The organism is Streptomyces sp. NPDC096040 (genome assembly GCF_040303265.1).
GTDB lineage: Bacteria > Actinomycetota > Actinomycetes > Streptomycetales > Streptomycetaceae > Streptomyces.
Window position 1 is genome coordinate 150,471 of the sequence record NZ_JBEOTA010000022.1, and the last position, 14,338, is coordinate 164,808.

11 protein-coding genes and 1 pseudogene are annotated in these 14,338 nt (G+C 74.3%); all 12 read left to right on the forward strand.

From position 1 onward, the window contains the following. Positions 1 to 25: 25 nt before the first annotated feature. Positions 26 to 1,090, forward strand: coding sequence for a methyltransferase (locus ABTY98_RS28585; RefSeq protein ID WP_352223884.1), 1,065 nt, complete (start codon positions 26 to 28; stop codon positions 1,088 to 1,090). Next, positions 1,090 to 2,436, forward strand: a complete 1,347-nt coding sequence (locus ABTY98_RS28590; RefSeq protein ID WP_352223885.1) for an MFS transporter — start codon at positions 1,090 to 1,092, stop codon at positions 2,434 to 2,436. Before ABTY98_RS28585 ends, ABTY98_RS28590 begins: the two co-directional genes overlap by 1 nt. Continuing rightward, entirely contained in the window at positions 2,433 to 3,296 is an 864-nt protein-coding gene (locus ABTY98_RS28595; protein ID WP_352223886.1) for a GNAT family N-acetyltransferase, read from the forward strand. Before ABTY98_RS28590 ends, ABTY98_RS28595 begins: the two co-directional genes overlap by 4 nt. 11 nt (positions 3,297 to 3,307) lie before the next feature. Next, positions 3,308 to 4,681, forward strand: a complete 1,374-nt coding sequence (locus ABTY98_RS28600) for an ATP-grasp domain-containing protein (RefSeq protein ID WP_352223887.1) — start codon at positions 3,308 to 3,310, stop codon at positions 4,679 to 4,681. After that, a complete protein-coding gene (locus ABTY98_RS28605) occupies positions 4,678 to 5,106 on the forward strand; it encodes a cupin domain-containing protein (protein ID WP_352223888.1) in 429 nt (142 codons plus the stop codon). Before ABTY98_RS28600 ends, ABTY98_RS28605 begins: the two co-directional genes overlap by 4 nt. A gap of 146 nt (positions 5,107 to 5,252) precedes the next feature. After that, a complete protein-coding gene (locus ABTY98_RS28610) occupies positions 5,253 to 6,305 on the forward strand; it encodes a pyridoxal phosphate-dependent aminotransferase (protein ID WP_352223889.1) in 1,053 nt (350 codons plus the stop codon). Continuing rightward, positions 6,302 to 6,925 carry a GNAT family N-acetyltransferase gene (locus ABTY98_RS28615; protein ID WP_352223890.1) on the forward strand — a complete coding sequence of 208 codons (624 nt, stop codon included), beginning with the start codon at positions 6,302 to 6,304 and terminating at the stop codon, positions 6,923 to 6,925. The genes ABTY98_RS28610 and ABTY98_RS28615 overlap by 4 nt, the downstream gene beginning before the upstream one ends. A 104-nt stretch (positions 6,926 to 7,029) precedes the next feature. Then, a complete protein-coding gene (locus ABTY98_RS28620; RefSeq protein WP_352223891.1) occupies positions 7,030 to 8,433 on the forward strand; it encodes a KamA family radical SAM protein in 1,404 nt (467 codons plus the stop codon). Continuing rightward, entirely contained in the window at positions 8,430 to 11,507 is a 3,078-nt protein-coding gene (gene kamD / locus ABTY98_RS28625) for a lysine 5,6-aminomutase subunit alpha (protein ID WP_352223892.1), read from the forward strand. The genes ABTY98_RS28620 and kamD overlap by 4 nt, the downstream gene beginning before the upstream one ends. Continuing rightward, positions 11,504 to 12,307 (forward strand): lysine 5,6-aminomutase subunit beta, encoded by an 804-nt coding sequence (kamE, locus tag ABTY98_RS28630; RefSeq protein WP_352223893.1) that lies wholly within the window; start codon positions 11,504 to 11,506, stop codon positions 12,305 to 12,307. Before kamD ends, kamE begins: the two co-directional genes overlap by 4 nt. After that, positions 12,304 to 13,908 (forward strand): amino acid adenylation domain-containing protein, encoded by a 1,605-nt coding sequence (locus ABTY98_RS28635; RefSeq protein ID WP_352223894.1) that lies wholly within the window; start codon positions 12,304 to 12,306, stop codon positions 13,906 to 13,908. The genes kamE and ABTY98_RS28635 overlap by 4 nt, the downstream gene beginning before the upstream one ends. Before the next feature lie 248 nt (positions 13,909 to 14,156). Further along, positions 14,157 to 14,338 (forward strand): annotated as a pseudogene (locus tag ABTY98_RS28640) (IS1380 family transposase); the annotation flags it as partial.

Consider the following 14,338-nt stretch of genomic DNA (forward strand, 5'->3'; position numbering starts at 1 on the left):
CGAACTCCCGTAGATCGGAATCGCGATGACACTCCTGCACACCCCGCCCACCGCCCTGCCCGCCGACTGGTACGGGGCCGCCCCCGCCCCGATCGGCGTCGACCAGGCGTTCAACGGCTATGTCGCCGCCACCGTCGTGAACGCCCTGGACCGGCTGGGGGTCTGGGACCGCCTGACCGTCCAACCCCGGCTGGACGTGGCGGACTTCGTCCGCGACGCCGGGCCCGCGGTCCGCGAGCGGATCGTCCGCGAGGTCCTGCGGGCCGCCGCCGTGTGCGGCTGGCTGCGGCTGGAGGACGGCGGCGACACCGCCGTCCTCACCGACGCCGGGCGCGAGACGATCCGTATGCGCGGTTACTTCACCTGGGCCGTCGGCGGCTACAGCGACGTCTTCTCCCGGGCCGCCCGACTGGCCACCGGCGAGGCCGAGTTCGGCGCCGACGTGCTGCGTGACGAGGCGATGGTCGCACTCGGCTCGGGCCAGAACGACCGCTCCTTCATGTCCGGCACCCTCGACGACGTCCTCGACGGCATCGACTTCCACACCCTCGCCGACCTGGGCAGCGGCATCTCGGCCCGGGTCACCCGGATCGTCGGCTCCCGTCCCGGCACCCGCGGCCTGGGCCTGGACATCAGCGGTCCGGCCACCGAGCTGGGCCGGCGCACCATCGCCGAGGCCGGCCTGGCCGACCGGGTGCGGGCGGTGCAGGCGGACGTCCTCGACGTGTGCCACCGCGAGGCCCACCGCGACGCCATCGCCGAGGTGGACACCGTGATGAGCTTCTTCCTGCTGCACGACCTGCTCGCCGACCCCGCGACCCGGCCGCACCTGTTCACCCGGCTGCGCGAGGCGTTCCCGGCGGCCCGGACCTTCGTGCTCGCCGACACCATGCTGCGCCCGGACGCCGAGGGCTCCGCCACGCTGCCGGTGTTCTCCCTCGGCTACGAACTCGCCCACGCGCTGATGGGCGTACCGCTGCACACCAGGGAGACCTACGAGGAGCTCTTCGCGGGCGCCGGACTCCACCCGGTGCGCACGGTCCCCTTCGGCACCCCGCACTCGTGGCTGTACGTCCTGGAGGCACGGTGATGGCCAACCCCTTCGCGGCCGTCCGCGAGTTCTCCCCGCGCACCCGGGCCGTACTCGCCGTCAACGCGGTCAACTCCTTCGGCGGCGGCCTGGTCCTGCCCTTCCTGTGGATCTACCTGGGCCAGGTGCGCGGCCTGGCCTCCTGGATCCCGGCCGCGACCCTGGCCGTTCAGGCGGCCACCGCGGTCGTCGGTGGGCTGGCCTGGGGTGCGGTCCTCGACCGGCTCGCGCCACGTACCGTCGTCACGCTCGTGATGTGCGTGGCGGGCGCCGGCACCGGCCTGTACGCCTTCGCCACGTCTGCGCCCGTCGCGCTGACCGCCGCGGTGGTGTACGGGCTCGGCATCAGCGGAGTGGGCACCGTCCTGCGGTACCTGTACGCGGGTGCCGCGACGGCCCGGGAACGCGGGCTCGCCTTCTCCGCCGACTACGCCGTGTTCAACGCGATGACCGGACTCGGTGTTCTCGTGGGCGGAGCGATCGCCGCCTCGGGTCCGGGCTCTCGCGCCGCCCGGTTCGCGGCCCTCTACGTGGCCGACGGATGCACGTTCGTGGCCGCCGGTGCCGCGCTGCTCCTGTTGCTGCCGAGGCTGGACCGGGCCCGGCCTTCCGGCGCCGGCGCCGAGTCGGGGCACGGCCCGGTGGGCTACCGCGAGGTGCTCGGACAGCGGACGGCCGTCGTGCTGCTGGCCGCCCTGACCCTGTGTTCGCTGGTGTCGTACGGGCAGCTCAAGTCCGGGCTGCCCGGCTACCTCACCGCACACGGCGCCGTCGGGCCGGAGGGGCTGTCGGGCACCTTCGCCGTGAACATCGTCGTCGCCGTACTCACCCAGGTCCTCCTCGGCGAGCGTGTCCAGCGCGTCCGGCGCAGCACCGTGCTGTCCGCCACCGGCGCCCTGTGGGCGGCGGCCTGGGCCCTGGTCCTGCTCGCCGGACGGCAGCACGGCACGGCCGCCACGGTCACCGCGATGGCCGGTGTCCTGCTGCTGTCGGTGGGGGAGGCCCTGGTCTTTCCGGTGGTCACCGCCTTGCTCAACGACCTCGCCGACGAGCGGACCCGGGGCCGGGTCAACGCCATGCTGTCCGTCGCCGTGTCCGTCGGCTCGGTGGCCGGCCCCCTGCTGGCCGGCGCCACGCTGCCGTTCGCCGACGGCCTGCCCCTGGTCGTCTCGCTGGTCGCCGTCTCCGCGGCCGTCGCCCTGGTGGGAACGGCGCTCCGCCGGACCCTGCCCACCGGCGCCGACCTGCCCGATCTCGCGGGCCGGCCCGACGCGGAGGGCGCCGAAGCCGCCTCCGGATCCGGGGGCGCGGGTGGCCCCGACTCCGCACCCGTCGCCGTCGCATGACCGCCCTCCGCACCTCGCCGCAGCCCAAGGAGGCACCCCCGATGGACAACTGGCCGCTGAGCGGCATCACCGTGCGCACCCCGCTCGTCGAGCTGCGCTGGCCGACCCCGCAGGACCTCGACGCCCTCGCCGGCCTCGGTGCCGAGGGCGTGCACGCGCCCGGCTTCATGCCGTTCTTCTCGCAGTGGACCGACGGCGACGCCGCCACCGTCGCCCGTCGTGTCCTGCAGCGCCACTGGAACGCCATGGCCAACTGGCGTCCTGAGGACTGGACTCTGTATCTGGTCGTGGTGCACGACGGCGAGGTCGTGGGCTCACAGTCGCTGGGCGCCCGCGACTTCGCGGTGACCCGCGAGGTGCTGCTGACGTCCTGGCTCGGCCTGCGCCACCAGGGGCTGGGCCTGGGCGGCCACGCCCGCGCCGCCGTCCTGGAGCTCGCCTTCAGCGGTCTCGGCGCGCAGGACGCGTTCTCCGTGGTGCGGCGGGGGAACGCCGCCTCGCAGGCCGTGTGCCGCAAGTTCGGCTTCTCCCACGACGGGACGCAGGTCAACGCCGTGCGCGGGCAGCGTGTGATCAGCGACCGGTACCGGCTCGGCCGCGACGACTGGGAGGCCGCCCGCCGCATTCCCGCCGAGATCAGCGGCCTGGAACCGGCGCTGGCCATGTTCGGCGCCGACACCGCCAGCGGCGCCGACACCGCCGGCACCGCCCCGGCGGCGGCCGTTGCGTCGACGACCGCCCCAGCGGTGCCCGGTCCGGCGGCGCCTGCCCCGGCGGCGCCTGCCCCGGCGGCGACCGTGTTGGCCGCCGTGCTCTCCGGGGTCGGACACGCGCCCGATCCCGACCACGCCGACCTCTGAGGAAACCGGCCATGCCACGTCCCGTCATCGCCGTCGTCTACGACTTCGGCTCCGTCGCGCCCGCCGACATCGTGGACCGTCTCGAACCGCTCGGCGAGGTCGTCCTCGTCGTGTGCCGCTCCCCGCACACCGAGCAGGTCGCCCCGCTCCTGGCCGACCTGGCCCCCGTCGTCCCCCTCGACGGCGACGGCGAGGACGGCCTGGACGCCGCGGCCGACCGTCTGCGCGGGCACCGCCCGAGCGCCCTGCTCACCTACAGCGAGCGCAGGCTGGCCGCGACGGCGGGACTCGCCGCACGGCTCGGGCTGACCTTCCACGACGCGGACACCGTGCGGCTGCTGACCGACAAGTACGAGCAGCGGCGCAGGCTGCGTGAGCGGGGTGTGGACCCGGTGCGCTCCCGGCTGCTGCGCACCCCGGCGGACTGGGCTCCCGCGCTCGCCGCCGTGGGCCTGCCCGCTGTCCTCAAGCCGGTGCGCGGCGAGGGCAGCCGCAGCACCCACCTGGTGCGGGACGCGGCCGCCGGCGCCGCCCTGGCCGAGGGCCTGCTGTCGGCCCCGGCGGCCGAAGGCGGCGAGGACGCCCTGGTGCTGGAGGAGTACCTGGCGGGGGCCGGCCAAGGACCGTTCGGCGACCACGTCTCCGTGGAGAGCGCCGTCGTGGCCGGCCGGGTCACGCACTGGGCGGTCACCGGCAAGTTCCCGCTGGCGCCGCCCTTCCGCGAGGTCGGGCACTTCTGGCCGGCCCCGCTCGCCGCGGACGTGCGGAAGGCCGTGCTCGACCTCGCCGCCCGCGCCGTAGAGGCGCTCGGCGTGCGCACCGGGATCACCCACACCGAGGTGAAACTGACCCCGGCCGGCCCACGGCTGATCGAGGTCAACGGCAGGCTGGGCGGCTTCCAGAGCGGCCTGGGCCGACTGGCCGGGGGACTGGATCCGGTTGCCCTGGCCGCCGGGCTGGCCCTGGGCGGCCCCGCCCCGGACTCCGGCGCGCCCGAGGACCGGGTGGTGTACGCCCGTGCCGTGCCGACGCCCGTCGAGGGCGGTCTGCTCACCGGCGTGCACGGCGTCGCCGAGGCGCTCGCCCTGCCCGGCGTGGCTGGCTACGAGACCCGGGTGCTGCCCGGCACCCGGCTCGAACCCGGCGTCGGCACCGGCGAGTTGGCCGTGCTGTGGGGCACGGCGGACGACCACGCCGCCATGGTCGCCGTTCTGGACCGGGCCCTCGAAACCCTCACCTACACCTTCGCCGACGCCCCCGACGCCCCCGACGCCCCCGACGCCCCCGGCGCACCGGACGTGCGGACCGTGGCCGCCCGCGACCTGGCCGCGTACGGCCCCCTCACCACCCTCGACACCCTCGACGGACGAAAGGCCCCCCGATGACCACCGAGACGCCGACCGAGACGCCGACGGAGACGCCGACCGAGGCCCCGCGTACGGCCTGTGCCGAGATCCGCACCGACATCCCGCAGTTCCTGCCGGTGGCGGGGCACCACGAGCCGGCCCCCTTCTACCTGACCGCCGACATGTTCGGCGGCGTCCCCGTCGAGCTGGCCGGCGGACCCATCGCCCACCTGGTGGGCAGGCCGGTCGCCGACCCGCACCGCCACGAGGTCGACGAGGTCTACTTCCTCGTCTCACCCAACCCCGGCAGCGCCCGTATCGAGGTCATGGTGGACGGCGAACGGCACGAGCTGACCTCACCGGCCCTGCTGCGCGTCCCCGCCGGAGCCGAACACCGCTTCCTCACCCTGGAGGCGGAGCCCGGCAGCTACTGCTTCGGCCTCCTGCTCGGCGGTGACCGATGACCGCCCCGCCTGTCCCGCAGGCCCCGCCTGTCGCGCCTGTCGCGCCTGTCGCGCAGACCCCGCCAGTCCCGCAGACCCCCCCTGTCCAACATGCCCCGCCAGTCCCGCAGGCCCCGCCAGTCCCGCAAGCCCCGCCCGCCCCGCCCGTGCGCCTGCACCTCAGCGAGAGCCCCTACGGCCCCAGCCCGCACGCCCTGCGGGCCGCCCACGAGGCCGTCGACGGCACCGGCACCTATCCCGACCCCGCGCGCACCATGCCCATGAGGGCCATCGCCGACCTGCTCGGCGTGCGGCCCGAACAGGTCGCCGTCGCCAACGGCAGCGACGAACTCGTCCTGCTCACCGCGCTGTCCCTCGGCGCCTGGGAGCGCCCCGGGGTGACCACCGCCGGTACCTTCCCCGGCTACCGGATCTGCCTGGAGAACGTACGCCGCGGCTGCCGGGAGGTCCCGCTCGACGGCACGGCCCCCGGCGTCGCCGCACTGGCCGACGCTCTGGGCGAGGCAGGCATCGGGTATGTGTGCAACCCGCACAACCCCACTGGCGGCGCCCTGGACCGCGCGATGTTCGACCTGCTCGTCGAGCGGGCCGCCGCCACCGGCACGCCGCTTGTGGTGGACGAGGCCTATCTGGACTTCGCCCCGCCCGGCACCCCCCAGGTGCTCGACTACCTGGACACCGACGCGCCCCTGCTCGCACTGCGCACCTTCTCCAAGGCGCACGGCCTGGCCGGGCTCCGCATCGGCTACGCGGTGGGCAGCGCGGACCTCGTCGCCCGGCTGCGCGAGGTCCAGGGCAGCATGCCGTTCAGCGTCAACCGGGCCGCGCAGGCCGCGGCCGTGGCCGCCCTCGCCGACCGCGAGCACCTGGCGCGGGTGCAGCGCGGCAACGAGGCGGCCCGGGAACAGCTCCGTGCCGACCTCGCCGCGCGCGGCCGCCGTGCGCTGCCGTCGGTGACCAACTTCCTCGCCGTACCGGTCGCCGACTCCGCCCGCGCCGAGCGACTGCTGGAGCACGACCACGGGATCCTCGTCCGCGACGCGGGCCGCTTCGGCCTGCACGGACACCTGCGGATCTCCGTCGGCGACGCCGCACAGCTCGACCGCCTCCTCGACGCCCTCGACGTCGTGGCACCCGTCACCGGCGAGGGCCCCGGCCCTTCACCCGTATCCCGCAGCACCGTTCAGGAGCACCAGTGACCCATGTGATCGCTCTCGACGCGCAGGACGGCTTCGTCGTACTGCCCGCTTCCGCCGCTCTCCCCGACGGCTGGCGGGCCACCGGCTGGTCCGGAGACGAGCCGACCTGCCGGCGGCAGGTCGCCGAACGCCCGACGGCGGTCCTGGAGACGGACCGGCTGCGGCTGCGCGAGGTCCTGCCGGCCGAGGCCCCTGACCTGCGGGAGGGCCGCCCCGCGGGCCTGGACTGGCTCGGCGGGACGCCCGGCGAGGGCTCCCAGGAGGCCGCGGGCCTGCTCGCCGGTGCCCACGCGGCCGGCCGCCACCGCCCCGGCTGGGGCATGTACGTCCTCGTCCGCCTCGAGGACGGTCTCGTCGTCGGCGGGATGGGCTTCCACGGCCCGCCGGACGACGGGAGCGTCGAGATCGGCTTCGACCTGCACCCGGACGCCCGCGGCCGGGGCTACGCCACCGAGGCCCTGGCCGGGCTCGCCCACTGGGCGCTGCACCAGCCCGGCGTCGACACGGTCCTCGCCACGACCACACCGGACAACCTCCCCTCCCGACGCGTCATGGAACGCGCCGGCTTCGCCCGCCGCCCCGACCGCGAGGGCGTGCTCGTGTACGCCCTCACCCGCTGACGGGACGTCAGCCAGACCCGACCCGGCGGCGTCGCACCGCGTACCCGTGCGACGCCCCGCCCGCAACCCGCCCGCCGCAGTGGCCGGGAGAAACCGAGGCACCCGTGACAACCGCACCCCCGCCGACCGCGCCGCCCTCCCGGGCGCCGGCCGAGGCGCCCGCCCAGCCCTACGGTTACCGACGCCACGAGGCCGTCGAACCCGACTGGCGGCGCTTCCCGGCCTGGCGGCACGTCACCCCCGCGCAGTGGCGCGACCCGCAGTGGCAGCGCGCCCACTGCGTCAAGGGGGTCCGGCAGCTGCGCGAGGTGGCCGGCGCCGGACTCGATGACGCCTTCTACGACGATCTCGAAGCGGACCAGCAGCAGCACGCGACGATGCCGATCCTGCTCACCCCGCAGGTGCTCAACACCATCGCCCCGGCCACCGCTCCGGGCACCACCGCCTGGTACGCCGATCCCGTCCGCCGCTACATGCTGCCGGTCGCCAGCGACCGGCACCCCAGGTGGCCCAGCCACCCGCTGGCCTCCCGTGACTCCCTGCACGAGACCGAGATGTGGGCCGTCGAGGGGCTCACTCACCGCTATCCGACCAAGGTGCTCGCCGAACTCGTCACCACCTGCCCGCAGTACTGCGGGCACTGCACGCGCATGGACCTGGTCGGCACGTCCACCCCGCAGGTCGACAAGTACCGCTTCGTGCTCAGGCCGGCCGACCGCCTCGACCGGATGATCGCCTATCTGCGGGCCACCCCGACGGTGCGCGACGTCGTCGTGTCCGGGGGCGATGTGGCCAACGTGCCCTGGCCGCGGCTGCGTTCCTTCGTCGACCGGCTGCTCGACCTGGACAACGTCCGTGACATCAGGCTGGCCAGCAAGGGGCTGATCGGGCTGCCCCAGCACTGGCTGGCCCCCGAGGTGCTCGACGGCATGGCGGAGCTGGCCATGAAGGCCTCGGCGCGGGGTGTCGGCCTGGCGATGCACACCCACGCCAACAACGTGCAGCAGATCACGCCGCTCGTCGCCGAGGCCTCGCGGGCGCTGCTCGGCGCGGGACTGCGCGACGTACGCAACCAGGGTGTGCTGCTGCACGGCGTCAACCACACCCCCGAGGCCCTGCTGGACCTCTGCTTCGCCCTGCTCGACAGCGCCCAGATCATGCCGTACTACTTCTACCTCTGCGACATCGTGCCGGGCGCCGAGCACTGGCGGCTGCCGCTCGCCGAGGCCCAGCGGCTCCAGCACGCCATCATGGGCTACCTGCCCGGCTTCGCCACGCCCCGCCTGGTCTGCGACGTCCCCTACGTCGGCAAGCGGTGGGTGCACCAGGCCGACGCCTACGACCGTGAACTGGGCATATCCGACTGGTCGAAGAACTACGTCACCTCGGTCGAGCACGACGACCCACAGGCGCTGCGGCGCACCTACCACTACTACGACCCGCTGCACACCCTGCCGGAGGCCGGGCAGGCCCACTGGGCGCAGTGGCGGCCGGGGGAGGAGCGATGACCGGGCCGGCCGCGGCACCGCACTCGCCGCTCGGACTGCACCGGGTGCTCGACCCGGCCGGGGTACTGCCGCAGGCGGCCACCCGGCTCGACACCGATCCCCGGCTGCGCGAGGACGAACTGCGCATCGACGTGGAGTACCTCAACCTGGACGCCGCCTCCTACCGTCAGCTGCGCGAGGAGCACGGCGGCGACGGGGACGCGATCCGCGAGGCGGTGTGCCGGATCGTGCGCGAGCGCGGCAAGATGCACAACCCGGTCACCGGATCCGGCGGCATGCTGATCGGCACGGTGGCGGAGGCCGGCCCGCGCACCCCGCTCGGCCTTGGACCCGGCGACCGGGTGGCGAGCCTGGTCTCGCTCACGCTCACGCCGCTGAGCCTGACCGACGGACTGCGCGACTGGGACGGACTGGGGGAACGCGTGCCGGCCCGCGGGCACGCCATCCTCTTCGGGCGCTCGGTGGCCGCGGTCCTGCCGCCCGACCTGCCCGACGAACTGGCGCTGGCCGTGCTGGACGTGTGCGGAGCGCCCGCGCTGACGGCCCGCACCGTGGCGGAGTACGCCGCGCGGGGTGCGGGCGCGCCGTCGGTGGCCGTGCTGGGGGCGGCCGGCAAGTCGGGCTGCCTGGCGCTCGCCGCCGCCCGCCGGGCCGGCGCCGGACGGCTGGTCGGTGTGGTCCCGGACGCGGCGGAGGAGGCCGCGCTCGCCGCCTCGGGACTGGCCGGCACGGTGCTGCGGGCCGACGCCCGCGACGCGGTCGCGCTGAGCGAGCGACTGGCGGCGTGCGGCGGGCCGGCCGACATCACCGTGGTCTGCACCGATGCGCCCGGCTGCGAACACGCCGCGGTACTGGCGACCCGGGACGGGGGCACCGTGGTCTTCTTCTCGATGGCCACCTCGTTCCCGGCGGCCGCCCTCGGCGCCGAGGGGCTGCGCGCCGACGTAACCATGCTCATCGGCAACGGCTACCAGCCGGGCCACGCCGAGCAGGCCCTCGACCTGGTGCGCACGGAGCCCGGGGTCCGCGACCTGTTCGAGCGCCGGCTCACGGAGCGAAACGGCACGGGCGACTCCGAGCGGCGCCCTTCGGGCGAGTCCGAGCTGCGTCCTTCGGGTGACTTCGAGCGGCGTCCTTCGGGCGATACGGAGCTGCGTCCTTCGGGTGACTCCGAGCGGCGTCCTTCGGGCGATACGGAGCTGCGTCGTACGGGCGAGTCCGAGCGGCGTCCTTCGGGTGAAACGGAGCTGCGTCCTTCGGGCGAGTCCGAGCGGCGTCCTTCGGGCGATACGGAGCTGCGTCCTTCGGGTGACTCCGAGCGGCGTCCTTCGGGTGAAACGGAGCTGCGTCCTTCCGGCGAGTCCGAGCGGCGTTCTACGGGCGCGACGCAGCGGCGTCCTATGGGCGGAACGGAGCGCGCCGGTGCGGGTGACGTGGACGCGACTGTGCCGCCCTCCGTCGTTCGTGGGGCCGCCGTCCCCGCCGCCGCCACCGCGAAGCTCGGCCTTGATCCAGAACTGGTGTGCCGTGCTCGGGAGTTGGCGGTGCGTGCCGGACGGCCCGTGGTGGACATGGCGCGGTCGCACACCACGGTCGCCGTGGAGCGGGCCTCGCTGCGGCTGGCGGGGCTGTCCGGGGCCGACCCCGAGGGCATCCCCTGGGCCAACCGGCTGGTGGACGCGGTGCGCGACCAGGTCGGCCTGGAGCACGGGGTCGCCCTCCCCGTGTGGCATGCGCTGCGCACCGGGCCGTACCGCGACCTGACCGGCCTCGCCGCCGCTGCCACCGCACGGAACGTTTCCTTCCGGCTGCCGGAGGGGGCCGCCGCCCGGCACGCCGTGGACGACGCCCGGCGCGCCATGGCCGGGGGGCTCGCGGTGATCGACGCACGGCGCCGGGAGCGCGAGCGCCTCGTGCGGCGGTGGGGCGAGCCCACCGGCCCGTTGATCTACCTCATCGTGGCCACCGGCGACATCCACGAGGACGTACGCCAGGCGGTGGCCGCGGCCCGTGGCGGTGCCGACGTCATCGCGGTCATCCGCTCGACCGGCCAGTCCCTGCTCGACTACGTCCCGCACGGCGCGACCCGCGAGGGCTACGCGGGCACCTACGCGACCCAGGAGAACTTCCGCCTGATGCGCGCCGCCCTCGACGAGGTGTCGGCCGAACTCGGCCGCTACGTACGGCTCACCAACTACGCGTCCGGGCTGTGCATGCCGGAGATCGCCGTCCTGGCGGGCCTGGAACGGCTCGACATGATGCTCAACGACTCCATGTACGGCATCCTCTTCCGCGACATCAACCCGGTACGCACCTTCGTCGACCAGAGATTCTCCCGGCAGCTGCACGCCCGCGCCGGCATCGTGATCAACACCGGCGAGGACAACTACCTCACCACCGCCGACGCGATGCCGGCGGCGCACACGGTGACGGCAAGTCAGCTGCTGAACGAGTACTTCGGCAAGGAGGCGGGCCTCGCCGACGCCCAACTCGGCCTCGGGCACGCCTTCGAGATCGACCCGGACCTGCCCGACTCGTTCCGGATGGAGCTCGCCCACGCGCTGCTCGCCCGTGAACTCTTCCCCGACGCCCCGCTGAAGTGGATGCCGCCGACCCGGCACATGACCGGCGACGTCTTCCGCGGCTATCTGCTCAACGGGTTCTTCAACCTGGCCGGGGCGCTGACCCGGCAGAACATCCTGCTCGTCGGCATGATGACCGAGGCCGTCGTCACCCCCTTCCTGTCCGACCGCGACCTGGCCCTGCAGAACGTCCGGTACGTGATGAACGCGGCCGGGTCCCTGGAGGAGGACTTCCGCCCCGCCCGCGGCGGTGTGATCGCCCGGCGCGCCGAGACGGTGCTGCGGGAGGCCCTCGACCTGCTGGAGCGGATCTGCGAGCGCGGCCTGCTGGACGCCATCGCCGCCGGCACCTTCGGCGGGATGCGCCGCCCCGTCGACGGCGGCCGCGGCCGGGAGGGCGTGGCCGAGCGCGCCGCGGGCTATCGCAACCCGGCCATCGAACTGCTGGAAACCTCCCCGGACCACCACAGCGAAGGAGAAGATCAGCGATGAACGACCCCGCCGGAACACGGTTCGCGGTCCGCCCCTACGGGGACACCACCGACGACGGCATGGTGCAGGTCTCGTTCACCCTCCCCCTGCCGCACGGCTCGCTCGCCGAGGGCGCGGCCCTCCAGGTGGCGCGGCAGATGGGCATGGACCGCCCCCTGATCGTCCACGCCCGCCCGATCGGTACGGAGTTCAGCTTCTTCGTGGTCTACGGCTCGGTCGTGCACCGGGTGGAGCTGGACTCGGTGCATGTCGTGGAACGCGAGTATCCGCTGCTGTCGGCGCAGGAGGTGGACGAGGCCGTCCACGCGGCGCTGGGGCGTGACCTCGTCGTGGTCGGCGCCTGCATCGGAACGGACGCGCACACGGTGGGCATCGACGCCATCCTCAACATCAAGGGCTTCGCCGGCCAGAAGGGGCTCGAGTACTACCACTCCCTGCGGGTGGTCAACCTCGGCGCCCAGGTCTCCGTCGCCGACCTGGTCGGCCGGGCCGAACGGGAGGGCGCCGACGCCGTCCTGGTCTCCCAGGCCGTCACCCAGCGCGACGCCCATCTGGCCAACGTACGAGAGCTGAGCGCGGAGCTGGACGTCACGTTCGCGGGCCGCACCAGGCCCCTGCTCGTGGTGGGCGGCCCCCGCTTCGACCCGGCCATGGCGGCCGAGCTGGGCGCCGACCGCATCTTCGGGCGCGGCACCACCCCCGACGACGTCGCCAGCTACCTCGTCCACGCCCTCACCGCCGAACGCTCCGGACGAGCGGACGCGCCCCAGCCGCCCGCGGCCCAGAGGAGCGCCGTATGAGCGTCACGCGGGAAGCACCCCGGCCGGCCGTGAACGAGTCCGCGGCGGGCGCGCCGGTCACCGGGGACCGGCTCGACGTCCGGTTCCGCGCCGTCGCCGCACAGCGGCCCGGACGTACGGCCGTCACGGACGCGGGGGGCCCGGTCACCTACGGCCGGCTCGCCGAGGAGGCCGACGCCGTCAGCGGCCTCCTGCGCGGGCGCGTCGCTGCCGGGCAGCCCGTCGCGCTGCGCGCCGGACGGTCCTGGTACGCGCTGGCCGGCCTGCTCGGCATCCTGGGCTCGGGGGCCTCCTACCTGCCGGTCGATCCCGGGTACCCGCCGGAGCGGCAGCGCTATCTGCTGGACGACTCCGGTACCCGACTGGTCCTGACCGAGGGCCCGTTGGGGCCGGGGGAGACCCCGGTCGCCGAGGCGGGCCCGCTCGTCCTCGCCGCCCGTCCGCCCGCCCCGCAACCGCCCGTCCTGCCCCCGGACACCGCCTACACCATCTACACCTCCGGCTCCACCGGCGCCCCGAAGGGCTGTGTGATCGGACACGGACAGGTGCTGGCCCTGCTCGACGCCGCCCTGCCGCTGTTCGGCGCCGGTGCCGACGACGTGTGGACCCTGTTCCACTCCTGGAGCTTCGACTTCAGTGTCTGGGAGATCTGGGGCGCCTTGCTGTGCGGCGGCCGGGCGGTGGTGGTCGACCGCGACACCGCGGCCGACCCGGAGGCCTTCACGGCGCTGCTCGCGGCCGAGCGGGTGACCGTGCTCAACCAGGTGCCCTCCGCGTTCGGCAACCTGGTGACCGAGGCGGCGGCGACCGGGACGCGGCTGCCCGCCCTGCGGCATGTCGTCCTCGGCGGCGAGGCGCTGGTCCCTGACGACATCCGCCGCTGGTGGGACGCCGGCACGGCACCCGCCGCCGCGGTCACCAACATGTACGGCATCACCGAGACCACCGTCCACGTCACCCACTGTCCCCTCACGCCCGAGACCCTGCGGGACGCCCGTCCCGGACGCACCCCGATCGGCCGCCCACTGGCCCATCTGGAGGTCGAACTGCGCAACGGGAACGGGGAGTTGGTGCCGCCCGGTGAGCTCGGTGAACTATGGGTGGGCGGCGCCGGGGTCAGCCACGGCTACCTGGGCAGACCCGGCCTCACCGCCGACCGTTTCCCCGCGGCACCGGACGGGGCGGGCCGCCGCTATCGCAGCGGTGACTGGGCCGTCGCCGACGCCGACGGCCTGCTGTACTACGCGGGCCGGATGGACGGCCAGGTCAAACTGCGCGGCTTCCGCATCGAACTGGGTGAGATCGAGGCCGAGTTGCGGGCGCTGCACGGAGTGAGCGGGGCGGCCTGTCTGGTCGAGGAGGACGGCCCGGCACCGGTGCTCGGCGCGTACCTGGTCGCCGACCGCGAGGCCGTACCGCCGGTCCTGGTGCGCGCGGCGCTCGCCCGGCGGCTGCCCGCCCATATGCTGCCGCAACGCCTGCACTACCTCGACCGGCTCCCGCTCACCCCGCACGGCAAGCTGGACCGGGCCGCCCTGGCCGCCGCCCCCGCCGCCGGCCGTGGCGAGGGGCCCGTCCCGGCGCGCGCCGAAGACCCGTGACCGTCACGTCGTCTCCGACTGCCGGGCAGGGACGAATACCAGGGAAAGGACGAATACCTGGGCGCTGACGAATACTTGGGCAAGGACGGCCGTTACCCACGTACCGACGATTTCCCGGACGTACTGAACCTGGATCCACCGCGTGATACTCGGTTTTTGGGCGATGAAAAGAGAAGAGGTGCCTGCTGACCTGGGATGATGGGAGTTCCTACGCCCACACCAGTCCCACGAAGCAAGGCACCTCGTAAGTGAAAGTCTCCCACAGACCCGCGGAGCTCTTCGCCGCGTTCGACGACCCGGACCTGATTGCGCACGCCGGGCTCATCCCGACGATCCGGCTGGCCGAGCGGTGCGGTCTGCCCCGGCTGGTGGCCGAGAAGGTCCACCTGACCGGTGCGAAGAACGGGGCCGGTACGGCCGCCGACGCGAA

Bases quoted from the DNA above. Each gene is read 5' to 3' on its own strand.
- ABTY98_RS28585 (WP_352223884.1), top strand. From the start codon at position 26: ATGACACTCCTGCACACCCCGCCCACCGCCCTGCCCGCCGACTGGTAC.
- ABTY98_RS28590 (WP_352223885.1), top strand. From the start codon at position 1,090: ATGGCCAACCCCTTCGCGGCCGTCCGCGAGTTCTCCCCGCGCACCCGG.
- ABTY98_RS28595 (WP_352223886.1), top strand. From the start codon at position 2,433: ATGACCGCCCTCCGCACCTCGCCGCAGCCCAAGGAGGCACCCCCGATG.
- ABTY98_RS28600 (WP_352223887.1), top strand. From the start codon at position 3,308: ATGCCACGTCCCGTCATCGCCGTCGTCTACGACTTCGGCTCCGTCGCG.
- ABTY98_RS28605 (WP_352223888.1), top strand. From the start codon at position 4,678: ATGACCACCGAGACGCCGACCGAGACGCCGACGGAGACGCCGACCGAG.
- kamD (WP_352223892.1), top strand. From the start codon at position 8,430: ATGACCGGGCCGGCCGCGGCACCGCACTCGCCGCTCGGACTGCACCGG.
- kamE (WP_352223893.1), top strand. From the start codon at position 11,504: ATGAACGACCCCGCCGGAACACGGTTCGCGGTCCGCCCCTACGGGGAC.
- ABTY98_RS28635 (WP_352223894.1), top strand. From the start codon at position 12,304: ATGAGCGTCACGCGGGAAGCACCCCGGCCGGCCGTGAACGAGTCCGCG.